General features: G+C 35.5%; 20 protein-coding genes, 2 tRNA genes and 1 pseudogene. 12 read left to right on the top strand and 11 right to left on the bottom strand.

Going from position 1 to position 20,666, the window contains the following annotated elements:
* Positions 1 to 53: 53 nt before the first annotated feature.
* A tRNA-Thr gene (locus tag ABWU23_RS03870) sits at positions 54 to 126 on the bottom strand.
* Between the two features lie 19 nt (positions 127 to 145).
* Between ABWU23_RS03870 and ABWU23_RS03865 the strand changes: the two genes are divergently transcribed.
* The 3 genes from ABWU23_RS03865 to pdxH are packed head-to-tail and all read left to right on the top strand — an operon-like array spanning position 146 to position 1,810.
* The gene (locus ABWU23_RS03865) at positions 146 to 367 is read left to right on the top strand and encodes a hypothetical protein (RefSeq protein ID WP_253309551.1); all 222 of its coding nucleotides are present in this window, start codon (positions 146 to 148) and stop codon (positions 365 to 367) included.
* Between the two features lie 17 nt (positions 368 to 384).
* The gene (gene mutM / locus ABWU23_RS03860) at positions 385 to 1,200 is read left to right on the top strand and encodes a bifunctional DNA-formamidopyrimidine glycosylase/DNA-(apurinic or apyrimidinic site) lyase (RefSeq protein WP_253309550.1); all 816 of its coding nucleotides are present in this window, start codon (positions 385 to 387) and stop codon (positions 1,198 to 1,200) included.
* Between the two features lie 16 nt (positions 1,201 to 1,216).
* A complete protein-coding gene (gene pdxH / locus ABWU23_RS03855; protein WP_253309549.1) occupies positions 1,217 to 1,810 on the top strand; it encodes a pyridoxamine 5'-phosphate oxidase in 594 nt (197 codons plus the stop codon).
* Between the two features lie 401 nt (positions 1,811 to 2,211).
* Here the strand turns inward: pdxH and ABWU23_RS03850 are convergent, their stop codons facing one another.
* Positions 2,212 to 2,931, bottom strand: a complete 720-nt coding sequence (locus ABWU23_RS03850; RefSeq protein ID WP_253309548.1) for a helix-turn-helix domain-containing protein — start codon at positions 2,929 to 2,931, stop codon at positions 2,212 to 2,214.
* Positions 2,932 to 2,998: 67 nt separating this feature from the next.
* Here ABWU23_RS03850 and ABWU23_RS03845 point away from each other — a divergent pair, with 67 nt between their 5' ends.
* Entirely contained in the window at positions 2,999 to 4,009 is a 1,011-nt protein-coding gene (locus ABWU23_RS03845) for a DNA-methyltransferase (RefSeq protein ID WP_265017666.1), read from the top strand.
* Positions 4,010 to 4,882: 873 nt separating this feature from the next.
* Here the strand turns inward: ABWU23_RS03845 and ABWU23_RS03840 are convergent.
* A tRNA-Met gene (locus ABWU23_RS03840) sits at positions 4,883 to 4,959 on the bottom strand.
* Between the two features lie 97 nt (positions 4,960 to 5,056).
* Between ABWU23_RS03840 and ABWU23_RS03835 the strand changes: the two are divergent.
* The 3 genes and pseudogenes from ABWU23_RS03835 to ABWU23_RS03825 all read left to right on the top strand — a co-directional run bounded on the left by ABWU23_RS03835 (position 5,057) and on the right by ABWU23_RS03825 (position 10,041).
* Positions 5,057 to 7,200 (top strand): annotated as a pseudogene (locus ABWU23_RS03835) (ComEC/Rec2 family competence protein).
* 34 nt (positions 7,201 to 7,234) lie between these two features.
* Entirely contained in the window at positions 7,235 to 9,085 is a 1,851-nt protein-coding gene (locus ABWU23_RS03830) for a hypothetical protein (protein WP_353270828.1), read from the top strand.
* Positions 9,076 to 10,041, top strand: coding sequence for an RluA family pseudouridine synthase (locus ABWU23_RS03825; protein WP_353271039.1), 966 nt, complete (start codon positions 9,076 to 9,078; stop codon positions 10,039 to 10,041). Before ABWU23_RS03830 ends, ABWU23_RS03825 begins: the two co-directional genes overlap by 10 nt.
* A gap of 177 nt (positions 10,042 to 10,218) precedes the next feature.
* Here ABWU23_RS03825 and ABWU23_RS03820 read toward each other — a convergent pair whose 3' ends face one another.
* Positions 10,219 to 11,046 (bottom strand): EndoU domain-containing protein, encoded by an 828-nt coding sequence (locus ABWU23_RS03820; protein WP_253309545.1) that lies wholly within the window; start codon positions 11,044 to 11,046, stop codon positions 10,219 to 10,221.
* A gap of 58 nt (positions 11,047 to 11,104) precedes the next feature.
* Entirely contained in the window at positions 11,105 to 12,292 is a 1,188-nt protein-coding gene (locus ABWU23_RS03815) for a phosphoglycerate kinase (protein ID WP_353270827.1), read from the bottom strand.
* Between the two features lie 80 nt (positions 12,293 to 12,372).
* Between ABWU23_RS03815 and ABWU23_RS03810 the strand changes: the two genes are divergently transcribed.
* Together ABWU23_RS03810 and lepB are read left to right on the top strand one after the other, a co-directional pair.
* Positions 12,373 to 12,681, top strand: coding sequence for a hypothetical protein (locus ABWU23_RS03810; protein ID WP_264688372.1), 309 nt, complete (start codon positions 12,373 to 12,375; stop codon positions 12,679 to 12,681).
* Between the two features lie 85 nt (positions 12,682 to 12,766).
* Positions 12,767 to 13,513 (top strand): signal peptidase I, encoded by a 747-nt coding sequence (lepB, locus tag ABWU23_RS03805; RefSeq protein WP_353270826.1) that lies wholly within the window; start codon positions 12,767 to 12,769, stop codon positions 13,511 to 13,513.
* 7 nt (positions 13,514 to 13,520) lie between these two features.
* On the opposite strand, the gene hscA is transcribed toward lepB, so the two are convergent.
* From hscA to iscU, 4 genes are read right to left on the bottom strand one after another with little or no spacing between them, the layout of a single operon-like run.
* Complete coding sequence (gene hscA / locus ABWU23_RS03800; protein ID WP_353270825.1) at positions 13,521 to 15,305, bottom strand: Fe-S protein assembly chaperone HscA; 1,785 nt, start codon at positions 15,303 to 15,305, stop codon at positions 13,521 to 13,523.
* Entirely contained in the window at positions 15,283 to 15,741 is a 459-nt protein-coding gene (locus ABWU23_RS03795; RefSeq protein WP_253309542.1) for an iron-sulfur cluster co-chaperone HscB C-terminal domain-containing protein, read from the bottom strand. Before ABWU23_RS03795 ends, hscA begins: the two co-directional genes overlap by 23 nt.
* Positions 15,734 to 16,138 (bottom strand): HesB/IscA family protein, encoded by a 405-nt coding sequence (locus ABWU23_RS03790; protein WP_264328899.1) that lies wholly within the window; start codon positions 16,136 to 16,138, stop codon positions 15,734 to 15,736. Before ABWU23_RS03790 ends, ABWU23_RS03795 begins: the two co-directional genes overlap by 8 nt.
* A gap of 10 nt (positions 16,139 to 16,148) precedes the next feature.
* Positions 16,149 to 16,541 carry a Fe-S cluster assembly scaffold IscU gene (gene iscU, locus ABWU23_RS03785; RefSeq protein ID WP_114516867.1) on the bottom strand — a complete coding sequence of 131 codons (393 nt, stop codon included), beginning with the start codon at positions 16,539 to 16,541 and terminating at the stop codon, positions 16,149 to 16,151.
* A gap of 190 nt (positions 16,542 to 16,731) precedes the next feature.
* Here iscU and ftsY point away from each other — a divergent pair, with 190 nt between their 5' ends.
* On the top strand, positions 16,732 to 17,643 hold the full coding sequence (ftsY, locus tag ABWU23_RS03780) for a signal recognition particle-docking protein FtsY (RefSeq protein ID WP_353270824.1): 912 nt from the start codon (positions 16,732 to 16,734) through the stop codon (positions 17,641 to 17,643).
* Here ftsY and radA read toward each other — a convergent pair.
* Complete coding sequence (gene radA, locus ABWU23_RS03775) at positions 17,630 to 18,973, bottom strand: DNA repair protein RadA (RefSeq protein WP_265045316.1); 1,344 nt, start codon at positions 18,971 to 18,973, stop codon at positions 17,630 to 17,632. The two genes, ftsY and radA, sit on opposite strands and share 14 nt — an antisense overlap.
* Before the next feature lie 205 nt (positions 18,974 to 19,178).
* On the opposite strand from radA, the gene ABWU23_RS03770 reads away from it, so the two are divergent.
* Positions 19,179 to 19,358, top strand: coding sequence for a hypothetical protein (locus tag ABWU23_RS03770; protein WP_265016489.1), 180 nt, complete (start codon positions 19,179 to 19,181; stop codon positions 19,356 to 19,358).
* Between the two features lie 470 nt (positions 19,359 to 19,828).
* Entirely contained in the window at positions 19,829 to 19,966 is a 138-nt protein-coding gene (locus ABWU23_RS03765; protein WP_353270823.1) for a hypothetical protein, read from the top strand.
* On the opposite strand, the gene ABWU23_RS03760 is transcribed toward ABWU23_RS03765, so the two are convergent.
* On the bottom strand, positions 19,943 to 20,557 hold the full coding sequence (locus ABWU23_RS03760; RefSeq protein ID WP_253309859.1) for a hypothetical protein: 615 nt from the start codon (positions 20,555 to 20,557) through the stop codon (positions 19,943 to 19,945). The genes ABWU23_RS03765 and ABWU23_RS03760 overlap by 24 nt on opposite strands.
* Positions 20,558 to 20,666 lie beyond the last annotated feature (109 nt).

Raw genomic sequence — 20,666 nt, 5'->3', positions numbered from 1 at the left:
CTTTCTTTTAGGCCTTGCTTGCAAGTTATGCAATATTATAAGTGTAATCAGTGTGCCGTTACCAAGACTCGAACTTGGGACCTCGTCATTACCAATGACGTACTCTACCACCTGAGCTACAACGGCAAGTTTATACATTATGATAATGAATAATACAAAAAAGAATAAGGAAAAAGAAGAGGAGAAAAAAAGATTAGCGAAAGCTTTAAAGCAAAATATTTTGAAAAGAAAAAAGCAGCAACAGAGTAGACAAAGCAGACCCCTTTCAAAATTTGTTTGTGGTGAGGAATTTTTAGGAAGAAGCGCCGCAGAATACCCAAACGTATTTGAGGAAGCTTTAACGACAAAATTACCATCAGAAACTTAAGTTTTGAAGGAGGTATCATGCCAGAACTACCAGAAGTAGAAGTAATCTCTAACTTTTTGCTTGATAAAATTAAAAACAAGCAAATTAGCAATGTTATAGTTAATAATTGGAATTTACGTGCCCCAATAACAAAAAATATTGATGATATGCTAAAGGGCAAAGTCATACGCAACATCAAGCGTAGAGGTAAGTATACGATCTGGAATACAGATGGTAGTATGGCTGTAATCATACATCTTGGCATGAGCGGAAAGCTTATATATGCTGACCATGATCAAGTGCGGAATAAGCACGATCACGTGGTATTTTTATTTTCCGATAATACTTCAATAATCTTTAATGATCCAAGAAGATTTGGATTAGTTATTATTTTAAGCAAAGAACAAGAAATAAATTTTTTTGATGGTTTTGGAATAGAGCCCCTCACGGATGAATTCAGTGGAGACTATTTACAGGAGTTGCTGAAAAACAAAAAAGTGAATATCAAATCAGCATTAATGGACAATAAATTAATAGTTGGCGTAGGCAATATATATGCTTCTGAAAGTTTGTTTAGAGCCCGCATATCACCACTCAGGTCAGCAAAAGACTTGACCTATAGAGAGTGCGAAAAACTTGCTGCTGAAATAAAAAATACTCTGAGTGATGCAATTGCTGCAGGCGGTTCAACACTGAAAGATTATGCACAGCCATCTGGATCTGCTGGATACTTTCAAAATAACTTTTACGTATATGGTAAAGTTCAAAAACCTTGCAAAATCTGCAACAATATCATAACACTTATACGACAAAATGGCCGTAGCACTTATTTCTGCAACGTATGTCAGAATTAAGATTTTATTTTTGAATATGACATTTTTACCTGAAAAAGATCCGATTAACTTGTTTTCAAAGTGGTATGAAGAAGTACTTAATTCTCCGTGTAAACAACCAACTGCAATGACGCTAGCAACTTGTAGCAAAGACTGCATTCCATCTGCAAGAGTAGTATTACTAAAGGAATATAGTAAAGAAGGTTTTGTGTTCTTCACTAACATAAATAGTAGAAAAGGAAAAGAACTGACCGAGAACCCTAAAGCTGCATTAGTGTTTCACTGGATAGAATTTGCTAGGCAAGTGCGAATTGAAGGAGATGTTAAACTTCTAAACGATGAAAGAACTGACAAATACTTCTCTTCTCGAGCGCGCGATAGTCAAATTAGCGCATGGTGCTCAAAACAATCGAGCATTCTGAAAGATTGGCAAGATTTTGAGCAAGCTATAAAATTGAAGGAGAAAGAATTTTACAATACACAAGTTTCTCGTCCTGACTTTTGGGTGGGATTTTGCGTAATCCCAAAAGTAATTGAATTTTGGCAAGAAGGTGAATATAGGAGACACACTAGGTTTAGATATACTCTTGTTGAGGGAAGCAATTGGAAAATAGAGCAATTATATCCCTAGCTACATTCGTTGTTGCAGACCCTTCTTAATTTACCATTGAGAATTGGATGACGCCCTACTAATCCGAATTCTGGATTAAGGATAAAAAAGAGCAAATAACTTATAATTTTATAGCTAAAGTGACTTAGGTTTACCGATAATTTGAAAAACAACAAATTCGTCATTCCGCTACTTGTTAGCGGAATCTATCCTTGGCGGTATGACGTAGGGAAACCTTTCTTGGGTTAGTTATAGAAGGTTAAGAATTTTTCATTGGACAGGCTTCTTATACTTTTGGTGAGGTTAAATTTTGAAGTGAAAATTTTAATAAACAGCAAATAAACAAGTTTATCAAAAAAAGAGTTAAATGTTAGGGTTTTCAGCATTCCGGACAATTTAAAATCAACCTGGGATGGAGGAAGTTAGTGGCGGTCACATACTCTTTCATCACAATGATAAAGAAGCTTACCTTTATCTCTGACGTATTTTAAAGGAATTTTGGGATTATTGATGTCTTTACCACCAGTATCATGCCATTTCTTTTCCCATGTAATATAATATGGTTCAAGGTCTTGCGGCGTTAATTTATATATTTCTTTTAGCTCTATTCCTTCATAAATAGCAAATACCCAATCCACCTTTCGGTATTTTGCAATTATTGTAGGATTCATATGATGATGAGTAGAAAAGCTTTTTGTAAGAAGAGCATTTACTGATTTAAGCTCATATTCATTACCATACTCATCAATGACATCATTTCCCTCGCGTGCTGGAAGAATAGTGAGTCCAGTTAGTAATAAGACTTGTAGGATTTTTCCGCCGTTATCCTGAAAGATATCATTTATACCATGCTTAACAGCAAACTCCTGATACTTCCGTATATGAGGAAATATATCTTTCAGACATTTTCTGTCTTGATCCTGATTTAGAAGTGCAGTAGGTTCAACACCAAGGGCATCTGCTATGCGCTCAACATTATCTATAGAGATATTTCTCTCACCACGTTCAACGGAGCCTATATATGTTCTGTGTAATTCACATAAATCAGCAAGAGTTTCTTGGGAAAGCCCTTTTATATTTCTTATCTTTCGTATATTCTGGGAAAGAAGTAACCGCAAAGATTGTTTTTTTATTTTTGTCATCTTTGTAAGATAATAGTTGACAATTATAAGTCTACAGACTATAAGTATCTTTCATATGGTGCACATATTGGAAAAATTTAAATTTAATAGTAAACCCACATATATTACAGATAGGGGAGCTGCATATTGTGGAGACTCTCTTAACCTATTGCCACAATTACCAGACAATAGCTTAGACCTCGTAATAACCAGTCCACCGTTTGCTTTGCAAAGAAAAAAAGAATACGGAAATGAATCCCAAGCCGAATATGTTGCCTGGCTTAGTCGATTTGCAAAATTAGTACATAGCAAACTCAAAGATACAGGCAGTTTTGTACTTGATTTAGGTGGGGCTTATGAAAAAGGCGTGCCATCCAGAAGTTTATATAATTTTAGAGTGCTTATACATTTCTGTGATGACATAGGCTTCTTCCTTGCAGAAGATTTCTATTGGTATAATCCTTCTAAATTGCCAAGTCCAATTGAATGGGTAAATAAGAGAAAAATCAGAGCAAAAGATTCTGTTAATACAGTATGGTGGTTCAGCAAAACTGAGTGGCCTAAAGCAGATGTCACAAAGGTGCTAGTGGAATACAGTGGCCGCATGAAAAAACTTATCGAGAACCCAAAGGCTTATTATACTCCAAAAGAACGACCATCAGGACATAATATTGGTAGTAGCTTTGGTAAAGATAATGGAGGAGCTATTCCATCAAATCTTTTGCAGATTCCCAATTCAGAATCTAACAGCCAGTATCTTGCTGCATGTAAGGAACTAGGTGTAAAAGAGCATCCAGCTCGATTCCCTGCTAAATTACCTCAATTTTTTATTCAGTTTCTAACACAACCAGGAGATGTTGTTTTAGATATTTTTGCTGGTTCTAACACAACAGGTTTTGTATGTGAGCAAGAAGACCGTTACTGGTTAGCATTTGAAGAAAATAGAGAATATCTTGCTGCATCTGCTTTTAGGTTCTTAAAAAAAGAATGCTCAAAAGAAACTATTTATCAACGCATTGTTCATGGTGAAGAGCAAGTGTTAAAGGCTAAGCAGTCTGTATTGGATCCTAAGTTCACTCAGCAGTCATTAGTAGTTTAGTTATGCTCTTTGTTCGTATCCGTTCAGCGGAGCGGCAAAATAAGGTAGACAAGGTAGTATAAAAAGATAACCATAGAGTAAAAGTGAGTTTACAACAAATGCCAGTGCGTGACACTGGGATGACAAAAAAGGGGCTACTCGGATGACAAAAAAAGGAGCACTGGAATGACAGCAGCCCTACGTCATACCGCCGCGGTATCTCTTAACATAGATCCCGCTAACAAGTAGCGGGATGACGAATATACCGCCACGAACCGTCATACCGCCGCGGTATCTCTTAGCCGCTAACAAGCAGCAGACCGTCATACCGCGATTCATTCGCGGTATCTCATCCGCTAACAAGTAGCGGGATACTTGACCTTTACAGGGATGACGGTTGTCGGTAGGCCTAAATTACTTTAGCTACAAACATTAAGAAATTTACCAAATGAAAAAAAAGGCAAAAGAAGCCCTAGTCACTGTCTATTTTCTGTATTGGCGTTTTTTAAGTCTTAAACACTGCAATTTAGCTGCTTTTAAGTGCAACTCACCTTATCTTAAATGTTTAAGAAATTTACTAAGCAGAAAAAAAAGGCAAAGAAACCCCGTGTTAGCTAGTTGTCACTCTCTAATCCTGCAAATCGGCGTTCTATACTGTCTTAAACGACTTATAAGCGCGTTTCAGCTTGTGTAGGTAAAAACCCAGAAATGTTGTGAAGACATAAGGTGCACATAGTGCAAAAAATTAAAAATAAGACGCCAACTACGTTGTTTTTTGCTGTTTAATCTGCACAGATGAAGATAACTGAATACCTTCAGTATTATGATAAGGGGACTGGGGGAATTTGTCAAGTAGTTTCTACCTGAAACCACAATATTCGCACAGTTGGAAAATGGTTGCGGGAGTAGGATTTGAACCTACGGCCTTCAGGTTATGAGCCTGACGAGCTACCGAGCTGCTCCATCCCGCGTCGTTGTTTATTTAGCTATTATACTTGCAATTATAGGATATACAAGGATAAAATCCGCTATGGGTCGTATATTAGTATATTTATTAACTTTTTTGACATAATAGTTAGCTATATACGTCATAACCTACGTAATGAAAAATATAACTTGATACTGTGGTTTCCTGTGTGTCAGTGTGTAGGGATTTTAACCTATTTTTCCCTAAGTTTTGAACCAAGCTGCATTTTCACTATATCTATTTTTCTTTTGCTTCCACCTACACTAACTCTGATTGCGATACTGCACAAAAGGTACACAATACTATGCATTGCTTTAATTGCAGTGCTCATAGGATTTACAGCTAGTAAATTAAGAACAGCTTTAGTTGATACTCAAATTCTTGATAAAGAGAGATACGTAAAAGATATAATTGCCACAGTGAAGGACATTAATGACAGGGGCTCATACAAACAATTTCTGCTTTCTGTCTCTACTATCTCAAAATCCTCTCCTGTCATCCCAGCACCCCTTTTTGTCATCCCAGTACTTGATACTGGGATCCAGAAAAAAAAGATATGGATTCCAGCGTTACGCGCTGGAATGACACCGGATAGAGCTCTAGATAACATCAGAATATCAGTTAGAACCAAAGTGGAAAAAGGCATTAAAATAGGCGATCAAGTAAAATTATCAGCAAAACTCTTCCCTCTAAAGATTGCGCCCTCGGAGCATGCATATGATTTTGCAAGAATAGCATATTATCAGAAAATAAGTGCAACAGGTTTTGCAACAAGCAAAATAGCTTTGCACAAAAAGGCTGAAGCAAGGAAATTTCAAGAATATATAGAATCTTTCCGTCAATACATTTATGAAAACCTGCAGCAAAATATTAAAAAACCACATGCAGACATAATTTCTGCATTACTAATCGGCAAAAAGGACGGAATAGACCAAAAAACTATGGATGCGATAAGAGATTCAGGTATAGCACATTTGTTTGCCATATCTGGTTTGCATTTATCATTTGTTGCTGGCCTGTTTTTTATAGTGTTTCGTAATTTATTCGCAATATCTGAAACTTTGACTCTTAAGTATAACACCAAGAAAATATCTGCATTCCTTACTATCTTGCCAACCACGTTTTATTTGTTGATTACCGGTATGCAAATTTCTGCTCAGCGTGCCTACATCATGGTGATTTTAGTACTCGTTGCAATAATGATAGAGAGAAAATATCGAGGGTTAATAGCAATTGCGTTTGCTGCTGCAGTGATACTCTCAGTAGAACCAGAAGCAATTTTAAAGCCAGGCTTTCAGATGTCATTTTCTGCGATTTTGGCACTGGTTGCCAGTTATCAAATTAATGCTAATAAATTGTTCAAAATAAAAATAATGAAATATTTTGTGTCGATAATGATCAGCTCAGTAATAGCAAGTTTAGCAACTGTTCCGTACACGATATACAATTTTAATTATTTTTCAATTAGTGGTATTATCACAAATTTAGTTGCTATACCAATAGTTACATTAATTATTATTCCACTTGGAATAATTTATGTCTTATTGATTCCTTTAGGTATTGAATGGATTATAGCGCCATTTATAGAGCGCCCAATTGACATATCTTGTATATAACAAATGCAATCGCTAGTCTTCAGTATTTGGTTATTCCCATTCGTACTTTTCCTGCCTCATCAATTATTATCATAACACTTGGTTTATTGTGGCTGTGCTTGTGGGAAAGAAATTGGCGTTTCTTCGGAATTTTCTTTATTGTACTAGGTATTTGCTTTAGCACCGCATATAAAACCCCCGACATCCTAATAAATGCTGATAATGTTGCTGCAAAGGAGAGTGATAACTTACTATATTCTCTCACCAGAAAAAATAGGAACTTTGTTGTCAAAACATGGGCGAAACAAAATGGGCAGAACCAAATTTTGAATCATACAAAATATAGCAATCCAGATAAAAGACTAAAGTGCAACGATTATGGCTGTATATATAATAAAGGAAATAATAAATCAGTACTGCTTGCTTATAAAAAAGAAGATATTTCAGAAAATTGTGATAAAGTTGATTTAATAATTCAATTAAGTGAATTCGACTATTCAGTTTGTAATACTAGAACTATTAAATACACCAATCTAAAAACATATGGCACACATTCAATTTGGTTAACAAATCGTTACGTAAAGATTAATAAAGTGCGCTCTAACCGGCCTTGGCATAAGTTAAAAAGCTTGATTTTAAAGTGTTGTTAACAATAATTAATTAAATTTAAATGTAAGGAAATTTATGTATTTAGATACTCAAGAAGGAAATTCTTTAAACCTCAACCTAACTCATGATCATAATGTAGCCAGAATAAATGATGCCATTGGTTTTCTCCCTAAAGCATGGCATGCAGCAAAAAAATATTCTGTAAATAATACCCTACCTATAGCAGTTGTGAACACTTGGCTTCAATTTTCTCTAGCCTACATAACTGCAATGGTAATAACCCTTAACGATTTAAGCTTTATTGCTACTTTTAACCCAACATTAATGCCAACTTACTTTCTGGTTTCTGTTATTTTTGGAGTAGTTTTATTAACCTCTCTTGCTCTAAGATATATATACAAGCAAGAAATAAAAGATGAGAAATCAAAAGATGGTGATAGCCCAATAGATATAAAGATTAGAGGTGGAAAAAGTGATGAAATAAATGAGATTGCTCAAAATGCATTAACAATAGAAATTGTTCCTGATTTGGTCGATAAAAAGCAAGGTTTTTCAATAATTTTACCAATCTCTGAAAAACAGGGAGAAATATTAGAAAACAAAAGACAAGAGAATAGAAATAAAGTTATTTTGCTTACTGTGCCATATGTGCTGAGCGGTCTAATTGTAGCTGGTGCATTGATACAAAATAAATTTAGCTTTGCCAATGTTCATGGTTGGGAAGAATGGGGTTTCATTGCATTCGTGAGTGCTGTCTTCATTGTTGGAATATGTATAGCATTGAGTAAATTAAAAAGTAATGAAGTAAATAACGCATGCAATATTGTTAAAAAATTCGATAATGTGGATATTTTACTCCCATGGAGAAAAGGTAGTGTTGTATCAGTAATGGAGAATAAATTTAAGAGTGAAGAGGAGAATGATCCGATATCTCGATTGGGAAGATTAGTTAATAGACACCTAACTGACTTTATTGATAAAATTTGCTGTTTATTTAAGAACGATCTTTTAAAGCCTGCAAATATTAACATTAAAGAAACGCTTGGCAGTATAGGGAAGGATCTCAAAGCTTTACTTGATAAATTAGAAAAAGATATAAAGAAAAATGTGGATGAGGTGAAAACAACTGCTAGTAAAGAAATAACTGACTGCCTGAAAAATATTAGTAAAAGTGTGGATGTTCTGTGTAAAGAAGTTAGCGGAGACGTAAAAGGTAAACTGAGTGAAGTGGACGTAGAAAAGGTAATGAGTTTAGTAAACAACTTGAGTAATCTAGCAGAGACTTTAGAAGATAGAATATCTAGACTTAAACCTGGAGCCCGTATGGGATTATCCGGAGCGACTTTTGCAGATGAAAGATTACCTAACGCACCTAATAACCCCAACCCTCAACAAAATGGGCAAGGAAGCAGTAGTCAATCTAATACTGATCGATCTGCAAATAAAGATATGCAAACTAGTACTAATGAATCTGCAGATCAAGAGATACAGACACAGTTATTAGAAGAACACAACCGACCAAGTGAGCCTGATAATGAAGATAATACTGATCAATTAGTAGATGAAGAGAAGAAGCTACAAGAAAAAATGGCAGTCTTAGAAAAACAAGACAGAGTAAGGCAGCTGAAAAAAGATTTATTTGAACGAGAAAAAACAGATGAATGGAAAGAAAAAATCAACGGCAAACCAAGTGACTTTCTATATTATTTATTAGAATCTATTAAGCTGGAAGAAAAAGATAATAAAGAAGAAAAGGTTGAGGCAACACTACGGGATTTTGATAACAAGATAATAATTCACTGGAAAGATGGCTCTCAAACAACTTGCCATATTAAAAAACAAGGTGATCTTCCTAGTACAAAAGTTGATTTCGTAAATCAAAATATTCAAGCAGCATGGGAAATGGCGCGGGGTAAATCACTATAGATCACTCAGTAATAACCTTAAGTGTTAATAATGATAAGGAGAAATTAAGGCTAGATATCTACGTAGCTGAAAAGTGCAACATATCACGCAGTAAAGCTCAAAGATTGATACAAAATGAGCAGGTGAAATTACTTGGCATACCGATAATTAATAATGATCACATAGTAAAACCAGATGAAGAGTATGTGGTGCATCTCGTTCAACCTGACATATCCACATCAATTGAGCCTAATTATGACATAAAACTTGATATCGTCTATGAAGATGAGGACATTATAGTTCTGAGTAAACAAAGTGGATTAACAGTGCACCCTGGTGCTGGGACAAACAATGATACGCTCTTGAACGCAGTTATCGCTCACCTTGATGTAAGACCAAGAATTGTTCATAGACTCGATAAAGATACCAGTGGGCTGATGGTAATTGCAAAAAATGAGGAAGCCCATAGTTTTTTGTCTGAGTTGTTATCAAATCGTAAAGTAAAGCGGGAATACTTAGCAGTAGTTTGGGGAACATTGTCTACTCAACAAGGAACGATAAAGACTAACATTGCTCCAAAGCGTGGTAATAAAGAAATGATGTGTGTAACAAAAATCACAGGCAAATTAGCAATCACTCACTATTTAGTGCAGAAAGTTATAGGACAAGTAAGCCTGGTTAAATGCACTTTAGAGACAGGTAGAACACACCAAATTCGAGTCCACATGAGCCACATAGGACATTCCATAGTTGGTGATCAAGTTTACGGAAAAAATAGTAGTAAAAGCACAAAATATGCTAAAAACTCTAGTTTCATTCATAATTTCAATAGGCAAGCACTACATGCTTATACACTGGGCTTATACCACCCAAAAAGTAAGGAATACATGGAATTTGTCTCTGATTTACCGCAAGATATAAAAACTTTAATTGGTGAGTTTGAAAATATACCTAAGAAAGGTTTACCTAATTTTTGAAGTAACGGCATCATTGCTGGTATAGCTAACCCAAGAAAGGTTTCCCTACGTCATACCGCGATTCATTCGCGGTATCTCTAGATCCCGCTAACGAGCAGCGGGATGACGAATTTTTGTTTTTCAAATTGTAGGTAAACCTAAGCCACTTTAGCTATATATATCTTTGGCTGAAATAAATTAAGATTTACTGCAGCTACAATAAGTACTCTTATCATCACATTTTGGTGTTAAGTCGGGATAGAACGTGAGTATAGCATCATTCTTTCTTACAAACACTGATTGATAATTGTCATCTTCCATTTCATATAGGCACATTCCATCTTTTCCTAATTCCTTGAACGCCTTAGTTGCAGAAATTAAAATATCATCGGCATGAAGGTTATATGCGTATCCATTTGGGCATTTAACTTTCACTTCCCCATCCTTACCCAAATATTTCATTCCAAATGTATAAACTGGTGGCTTAATATCTGATTTATTGCATAGGGACTTATCATTCCAAATTGCACCTGCCCATTTATCTTCTTGAGCTTCAACATATCTACCTACAAAATGCATACCACCTAATTTATCGTTTGGCTCACCACAAAAAATATGTCCAAACCCTATAGTTTCTTTTTCACTTTCACTATTTGTAAACCAAATGTTAGCCAGTTCATCTTTAAATAACTCCAAATCCGCATCTGGCGTAATCACTTGATGATCAAGCTTATCATATATTCCTTTCACTACTTCTTGATGCTGCGGACAACTAAGTAAAATTTTGAAATCTTCTTTATCTGGATGTGCTCCCCAATCTCCACAAACTTTCAACACTCCTCTATCGAAGTCAGTTAATTCTGGAAACGGTGGTATATAACCTGGTTGTGAACTGAAAAATGGTTCAAAATTGACCTTAACATTTTCTTCTACATAACTGGTGTGAAAATAATGATCCTTAATATAAAAAATAAATCCTATTATTGGTATTATTAAACACAAAATTAGTTTAACTGTCTTCGACATAATCACGTTCACAAAAAAGCTAGCTTATAAGAAACAATTTAAAAAAGTTTTAATCTAATCATTTTTGCAGAGCAGCAACTCCCGGCATTTCATCACCACCCAGCCAACTTAAAAACGCTCCTCCACCAGTGGAAACATATGTAAAATCCTTATCGGTAAGGCCTGCAGCGCTTATTGCAGATAGACTATCACCTCCCCCTATTATGCTGGTTAACTTTCCTTTGTGCGTTAAGTCACTTACGACTTTCATTACCCCTATTGTACCACTTGCAAAAGCTGAATGTTCAAAAACACCAATAGGTCCATTCCACAGCAGAGTCTTACTGCTTGCTATTATACTGCTTATTGTACTCAAAGTTTGTGGTCCGATATCCAAAATTATATCACCGTCCAAAATGGACTCAGTTCTTCTTGAAATACTAGTGCTGTAATCAGAGTTTACTGCAACCAGAACGTCTTCTGGCACAACTATTTTGCAATTGTTTTTATTTGCTGTTTCAACAATATTATGTAGAAGGTCGTCAACACCATTTTGAAAGAAAGATTTTCCTATATTTACTTTGCTAAATAACAAAAAATTATTAGCAATTGCACCTCCAAGAACTAGGTAATCAACCTTTTCTGTTAGCTTTATAAGCATTTTTATCTTAGTTGACATTTTGGCTCCCCCAACTATCCCAGTAATAGGTTTAGCTTTAAACGATACAGCTTTTTCAAGATACTTTAGCTCATCTTGTAAGCAAAATCCCGCGTAGGAAGGTAAAAACTCTGTAATGCGTGAAATAGAAGCGTGAGCTCTGTGAGAGCAAGAAAATGCATCATTTACATATATATCCGCTAGAGATGCTAGTTGTTTGGCAAAATTTGAGTCACTCTGCTCTTCCTCTTTATAAAATCTTAGATTCTCTAGTAATATTATATCTCTTGCATCCATAGCACTCACTGCTTTTTGCACTTTTTCACCAACGCAATCATCAATGAATTTCACTTTTTTATTTAGTAACTGCGATAAAGTGTCAATTACATTTTTTAGCGACAGATTATTGTCTCTGGCCTTTGGGCGTCCGAAATGCGATATAATAATAATCTTTGCACTTGCATTCACTAAATACTCAATAGTAGGCAATGCTCTCAAAATACGAGTGACGTCACGAATTTCTCCATCTTTTATAGGAACATTGAAGTCAACTCTGAGTAAGACGGTTTTATTGTGAAGATCACAATTTTCTATACTAGGTATATTCATTGTAAAACTAAAGCTATAAAGCCACTATACAGCAGTTTGACCTAAAGTAAAGTTTTAAGTTTACGAACGTTTAAGGAAATTTGCATCCAGATGGTGTCATGAAAGTAGCTGACACTGGTTCACTCTATAATGGTGTCATCCAAGTAGCCGACACTGGGATCCAGGTTGCTTACAAGCAAATTAGCATAGAAAGTGGTTACAACGTTTTCGATGAGATTGCAGGAACCAGTGTCAGCTACTTGGATGACACCATTCTTTTTTCTGGATCTCAGTGTCAGCTACTTTCATCTGCCACCTGCAAATTGCAATGTTCGTACAGTTATGTGTCACGCTACTTGGATGACACCGTTGAAAGAAATGAACCGCCTTTTCAAAATTGTTTTGAATAGAGGAATAACATTCACAAGTAAAATTTCATATTACCATTTTTTAATTTATGTATTATAATAAGCTTAATCTATAAGAAAAACAAAGTTGGAAGAACTAAGCAAAAACTGGGTGATAAGAACGGGAGGATTTTTATCTTCATTGTTTTTTTTACTGTTGATTGCGCTATCAATACGTAGTTTTTTATTCGAGCCATTTCATATACCTTCTGGTTCAATGAAAAGCACCCTACTTGAAGGGGATTACATTTTTACTAGTAAATATTCATACGGTTACAGTAAACACTCATTTCCATTTTCTCCAAACATTTTTAGCGGCAGGATTTTTTATACCCCTCCAAAGCGTGGCGACATAGTAGTTTTCAAACCCACAAGAAACGACAGTATCCGATTTGTTAAGCGAGTAATAGGAACACCAGGCGACAAAGTGCAAATGATAGAGGGAGAATTATACCTAAATGATCAGAAAGTAGAGCGAAGGCAAATTGAAAGTTTTTTTGATTATGAGTCAAATCGTAACATACCAAGATATATAGAAACGCTTTTAAGTGGCAAGGAGCATGAGATTTTGGTAGATAACATTTCTAATAAGCTATCATATAACACTACGGTTTATTATGTACCTAACGATCAATTTTTTGTTATGGGAGACAATAGAAATAATTCTTTGGATAGCAGGTTTCCTGAGGTTGGTTTTGTACCAATGGAAAATATCATTGGGCGTGTAAGTATAGTTGGTTTATCGTTTAAATTGGGGAAGGTCGATTGGTTACCATTTAATTTCAGGTTACCTGTTGCTTTGAGATTAAATAGGGTATTGCACAAGGTTGTGTAAGCTTTTTCTACCTATTTGTTAATTCACATAACTCTAAAGAAGAATTTTCTAACTCGGCGATAGTGTTGTTAATTTCATTCAAGTCATTGCCTTGTAAAGCGTTTTTTGCATTTTGTAATAGGTTTTTCAACTTTTGATCAGTGGAAAGGTTATTATTGTTTTCAACCAAGTGTATGAGTTTATTTCCATTAATTTTAGCACCTGCAAGGGAACGAGCCTTCATATCTTCATCAAAGCTGTTTATTGACTGGTTAACCATATTTTGAACATCAGCTTCACTCAAGCCAAAACTTGAATTTACTTTAACTGTCTGCTCAATTCCAGTAGTTTTTTCTCTTGCAGTAACAGTCAAGATCCCGTCAACGTTAACTGTAAATTCTATTTCAACTCTTGCAGAACCTGCAGGCAGTGGCGGTATACCTTTTAGTTCAAACTGCGCTAGAGATTTGTTATCCTCGATCATTTCACGTTCTCCCTGACAAACGTGAATTTTCATTGCTGGTTGCCCATCAACATAAGTTGTAAACTCTTTTATCTCTGAAACTGGTAGTGGTGTATTTCTTGGTATGATTTTTTCAACTATGCCTCCCATAGTTTCTATGCCAAGTGATAAAGGTAAAACATCCAGGAGAATATTCCTATCTTTTGAGCTCGAAGTTAAATCATGAGCCTGCAGAGCTGCTCCCATGACAACTGCTTTATCTGGATCCACGTCATTCAGTACTTTATTTCCAAAGAGCTTGACTAGTGAATTTTGAACCAATGGTGTTCTAGTTGCACCACCAACTAAAATTACTCCTTTTATATCATCAATTTTAAGATCTATGTCGCTTATAGTACGAGTGACTATATTGATAGTCTTATTAACTAAAGGACTTATTGCCTGTTCGAACTTCTCTCTAGTTATTTCACATTCAAATGGCTTGCCGTTAATGTTAAAGCCAAAATTGCCTGATGCATTTTCACTTAAGTATTCTTTCGCGGTACGGATATTGCAGGTTCCAGCGTTATGTGTTGGAATGACATTAAGGTGTGTTGTCGACTCCTTGTTTAAACCTACTTTTTCTCTATACTTATCAAGTACAATTGAACTCAGAAGATGATCAAAATCATCACCGCCGAGTTTGGTATCACCACCAACCGCAAGGACTTGAAACACTCCTTGATGTAATTTCAATATTGAAATATCAAATGTTCCTCCACCAAGGTCGTAAACTGCATATATTCCGCTGCTGTTGTTCTTTTCAATGGAGTAAGAAAGTGCAGCAGCAGTTGGTTCATTAACGAGACGAAGAACTTCTATGCCAGCTAATTTTGCTGCATATTTAGTTGCGTTACGTGCTGAATCGTCAAAGTAAGCTGGCACAGTGATCACTGCTTTTTTTACTTCCATTTCTGTAGACTTTTTCACCCTCTCGCATAAAGCTTTTAATATCTCAGCAGAAATCTCAACAGGAGTAAGATACTTTTCCTCTGAGCATTTTACTCTAATAACTTTTTCACTTTCGTTATCTATTTCAAAATTGAGGCCTTCTTTATTTAATTCTTCAACATTTTCACCCATTAAACGCTTTATTGAGTAGATTGCATTTTGACCGACGTCACAGCCAGTTTTCAATGTATTATTTTCATACGAAATAACAGAAGGCAGTAGCTCTCTTCCCTGCTCATCTTTAAATATCTCCACGTTGCCAGCTTTATTTACCATAGCAATTAAAGAGTTAGTAGTGCCAAGATCTATACCAAAAACTACTTTACTTGAATTTGGTTCAGAAATTTGAATTGGTTGCATTCTTTTTCACCTCCTCAAATGACTTATATAAATATTTCAATCTTAAGACTTGTGTAGCAGCTCCATCAAAATTCTTTACAGCAAAAGTGTTAATTAGGTTTTTAACGCAATCTTTTATTTTTTCATCAACCATCCTACTTGCAAATTGTAGATCATCGCAGTCCAGCAAATATTCTCTTATTTCCATTGATTCATTTAATATTTCAGAATTTGGATGATCCTTTGGGCTTTCCACACCAAAAAGATTCAACAAATGCTCGGCACGTTTTAGAGGTGACTTTAGCACCTGATAAGCTTTGTTAATATTAATTATATTTTTAGATTGTCCTTCGTTTATATCAGTCCTGCTTAGCTCAATATATTTTTTCTCTAACTCATCAAAGCTGATATTGAAAGTTGGTTCAATTTCAAACAATGTAAAATAGCTGCTAGACATGAAAACTCTCTCCACAACCACATTTTCCTTTCTCATTAGGATTTTTGAAAACAAAACCCGATGAAAATTTTTCTTCTACATAATCCATTTCAGAGCCAAGAATAAACATGACAGATTTTGGATCGATCAACACTTTAACTTTTTGGTCATCACTGCAGTTTTCCTCAATTATCGACTCTAAAGGACGAGTATCATATGCATATTCAATATCATATTTTAAACCAGAACATCCTTTTTGTTTAATTAGCACTCTTATTCCTATTGCTTCTTCCGGTTTCTCAAGGTTAGTATGCTTCTTTTGGTCCAATAAATACCTTATCCTTTCTACTGCTTTCGCAGTTATAGTAATAAGTTTTTTATCTTTCTTTATAGCGTTTACTCCTTGATATTCACTCATGCTTTAGTTCTCAATGTCCACCTTTACTTTGTTTGCTTTGATAATCATGAATAGCAGCCTTTATAGCATCTTCAGCAAGCACCGAGCAGTGTATCTTCACTGGAGGTAAAGACAACTCTTCCACTATTTGAGTATTCTTTATCTGTGTAACGTCACTGATGGTTCTTCCCTTTATCATCTCTGTTAACAAGGAACTTGAAGCAATGGCAGAACCACAACCAAAAGTTTTAAATTTTGCATCTTCAATAACACCTTTGTCATTGACCTTTATCTGCAATTTCATTACATCACCGCACGATGGTGCACCAACTAAACCAGTACCAACATTTGGATCATTTTTATCCAGAGAGCCAACATTCCTTGGATTTTCGTAATGATCTAAAATTTTCTCATTATAACTCATAAAATTACCTGTGAACCGCTATTCTACATTATAACATATTTAGGTTAAAAACTAAAGTGAAATACACTAGTTTTGTGTATATTTTACTTACAAAATATTACGAAAATGAGTATATTTACTTTACAAATTCACGTAGTGCATGTCATTCTCTATATTGTAATTAAGTTTGTAATTTAAAAGGAGTATTCTCTTGAGTTTATTTGGTAACCTTTATAAAGGCTTGTTAAAAACTTCTTCTCGCTTTAGCGACGGGGTGAAAAGTATTTTTTCTGGCAAAAAAAAATTAGATCAGTCGCTTTTAGATGAGCTAGAAGAATTGCTAATTAGCATGGATATTGGTCATAAAACTTCCAAGTTGATTATTGACAGGCTCACAAGCATCAAATTTGACAAGGAAGTTGAGTATAATATTATCTCGCAGCAGTTAATGAACGAAATAGAAGCTATATTGAGCCCAGTTGTGCAACCGTTAATTTTGAACAAAAAACCACATATAATAATGGTATGTGGAGTAAATGGTAATGGTAAAACCACAACTATAGGTAAGCTCGCATATAAATATAAGGAGATGGGAAAGTCCGTTATGCTTATTGCATGTGATACATTTAGAGCTGCTGCTAGTGAACAATTAAACATTTGGGCAGAACGTTCTGATTGCTTGATTGTTACTGGAGAGCATGGTAGCGACTCTGCAAGTGTGGCATATAGAGCTGTGAGTCAAGCTATAAAAGATAACGTTGATGTTGTTCTAATTGACACAGCAGGCAGGCTACAAAATAATGTGAACCTTATGGAGGAGTTATCAAAAATATATAGAACGATAAAGAAATTGGATGACACTGCCCCTCATGACGTTATTTTAGTTCTTGATGCAACTACCGGCCAAAATGCTTATAGCCAATTAGAGGCATTTAGTAAGATGGTTAGTGTTACCGGGCTAATCATAACAAAGCTAGATGGCACCGCTAAGGGCGGAGTAGTAATTGGACTTGCAGAAGCTTATAAGGTAAAGTTACATGCTATAGGAATTGGTGAAAGTATAGAGGACTTAAAGGAGTTTACTAGTAAAGAGTTTGCTGAAGCGTTATTTAATTGTAATTAAAGACTTCTCTTAATTCCCTTACGTGACCAAGCTTAATTATCTCAATATCATGAGAAGAGTAATTACCATTTTTAGGCATAATTGCTTTTTTGAATCCTAACTTTTGTGCTTCTTTTAGTCTAAGATCAGCATGCGAGACATTCCTAATTTCTCCTGAAAGTGCAACTTCACCGCAGATTATTGAAGAAGTTGGCAGCGGTAAATTTACTACACTTGAAATAAGGGAAGCAGCAACAGCAAGATCAGCCGATGGTTCCTGTATTTTGAGTCCCCCTGCAATGTTTAGGTATACCTCTTTATCATGCAAAAACATTTTACAGCGAGCATTTAGCACCGCGATGATCATAGCCAATCGATTAATATCCCACCCAACTACTGCCCTTCTTGGGGTTGCCATATTAGTCCCTGCTATCAACGCTTGAACTTCCATTAAAATTGGTCTTGAACCTTCAATTCCTGCAAATACGGCGCTGCCAACTACTTCTCTGTCATGGGCCATCAGAAACAATGATGATGGATTATCAACAGGCACAAGTCCTGCTTCAGACATCTCAAAAACACCAATTTCATTTGCAGGGCCAAATCTATTTTTAATAGTACGCAAAATACGGTATTGATTGCTATTTTCACCTTCAAAATATAATACCGTATCTACCATATGCTCCAAAGTTTTAGGTCCAGCTATTTGCCCATCCTTAGTTATATGACCAACTATTAAAAGAGAAACACCATATTGTTTTGCAAGAATGGTTAATTCATGGGCACAAGTACGAACCTGAGTTACAGTTCCTGGTGCCGATGTAATTCTGCTATCATACATTGTTTGTATAGAGTCAATTACTAAAAATTTAATGCTTTTATTTTCCTTTATTGTTGCTACTACATCAGTTAAAGACACTGTAGATAAAAGCTTAATTTTAGGTTCATTTATCTTAAGACGCTTTGCTCTGAGGCTCACCTGCTCTAAAGATTCCTCGCCAGATACATAAAGACATTCAAAAGAGGAAAGTTGCACAACATTAGCTGCAATTCTAAGCAAAAGGGTAGATTTTCCAATACCAGGTTCGCCTCCAATTAGAATGCTAGCACCTTGAACGATACCCCCACCAAAAACTCTATCTAATTCTTCTACTCCTGTTAGAAAACGACTTGGAGTGATAATTTCGCTACCCGATAACGCCTTTATTAAAATTGGCGCAGATATACTTCTTTTGCCCGTTTTTACTGCTATTTCTTCAACAACTGTATCCCAATTGTCACATGCAATGCACTTTCCTACCCACCTACCAGTGCTATGACCACAGGATTGACATACATATACAGTTTTCATCAAAGCCAAAATTATTTTGTTATAATTGTAATAAAAATTAGCTGAATAGGCGAAGTAAATCTAACCACTGAGTCTCACAAACGTTTTGGTGCGAAGATAATTGTCATAAGTTGTGCCATTTAAATTCATGCACAATAATTGCACGAACGCTTCCCTCTAGGATCCAAGTAGCCCATTCTCCTGTCATTCCAGTAGCATCCTTTTTTTGTCATCCCAGTGCCCAGACTACTTGGATCCAGGAAAAAGAATGATGTCATCCCAGTGCCCCGACACTGGGATCCAGAAAAGTTTGCTTGTAAGCAAGCAAACTAGCATAGAAAGTGGTTACAACATTTTCGATGAGATTATATGGAAAACTGGATCCCAGTGTCAAGCACTGGGATGACAGCAGTCCTACGTCATACCGCGATTCATTCGCGGTATCTCTTAACATAGATCCCGCTAACAAGCAGCGGGATGACACCTCTCTTGGGCTCTTTTAGCTACAAACGTTAAGAAATTTACCAAACGAAAAAAAAGGCAAAAGAAGCCCTAGTCATTGTCTATTTTCAGTATTGGCGTTTTTTAAGTCTTAAACACTGCAATTTAGCTGCTTTTAAATGCAACTCACCTTTGTTTAAATGTTTAAGAAATTTACTAAACAGAAAAAAAGGCAAAAGAAACCCCGTGTTAGCTAGTTGTCACTCTCTAATCCTGCAAATTGGCGTACTATACTGTCTTAAACGACTTATAAGCGCGTTTCAGCTTATATAGGTAAAAACCCAGAAATGTTGTGAAGACATAAGGTGCACATAGTGCAAAAAATTAAAAATAAGACGCCAACTACGTTGTTTTCTTGCTGTTTAATCTGCACAGATGAAGATAACTGAATACCTTCACTATCATGATAAGGGGGCTGGCGGAGTTTGTCAAGGAAGTTTTTTCGTTTCTAACGGTTGTTGCCAAAAACTATACAAAAAGTCTAATGAGTTAACTTCCATATATCCTGAGTAGTTCTTGTGCATTAGCTTTGATTAGGATAGGGCATTTTCTGTCATTTAATAGGGAACGCAATATTTCAGTTGCACCTTTAATGTCGTTATTATGTATCTTTACTACAGCGATAGCTTCTTGGCTTGAATAAGGATACACTGCACTTGATTCTAAATTATCAATTTTATCTTTATTTATTTTTTCACCGTTGGAGTGAAGTAAGCTCATTACCTCTAAGTATTGTGCTAACTCACGCAAAACATTAGGAGCATCTTTATCATCTGCCAAATCATTATAAATAGATGCTGTGTTTGTTGGCATTGAATCTGAGATATGATTGAATGCGTGTTCAAAATTTGCTAAATACCCCCAATTTGAATCTATTTCTTCTAGCAGCGGCTTATTATCTTTTTTAAAGAATAATACTTCGTAAAACTTGTCACCCGCAGTTATAGATTGTTTTGTGTTATCAATGTTGCGCAATAAGTATAATGTGATGCCAACTAACATTGGTGCGAGTGCAAGCAGAAAGATGTATTTTTTCATGGTAATATTCCAAATAGTTATATATTTATACATTAATGCTTTTGATTTGCAAAAACATATTGACATAGTGATTATATCACATAATAATGTTCTCAAAGTTGTTTGAATAGTTGGAGATTAAAATATTTCTAAAGTAGAAATAAAGACAGCAGTATTAAGCTAAATTATTTTTTGT

Origin of the sequence: Wolbachia endosymbiont (group A) of Hedychridium roseum, from assembly GCF_964028325.1 — a bacterium.
Taxonomy (GTDB): domain Bacteria; phylum Pseudomonadota; class Alphaproteobacteria; order Rickettsiales; family Anaplasmataceae; genus Wolbachia.
The sequence above is the reverse complement of the archived record's forward strand: the minus strand, read 5'-3'. Positions and strand labels throughout refer to the sequence as shown.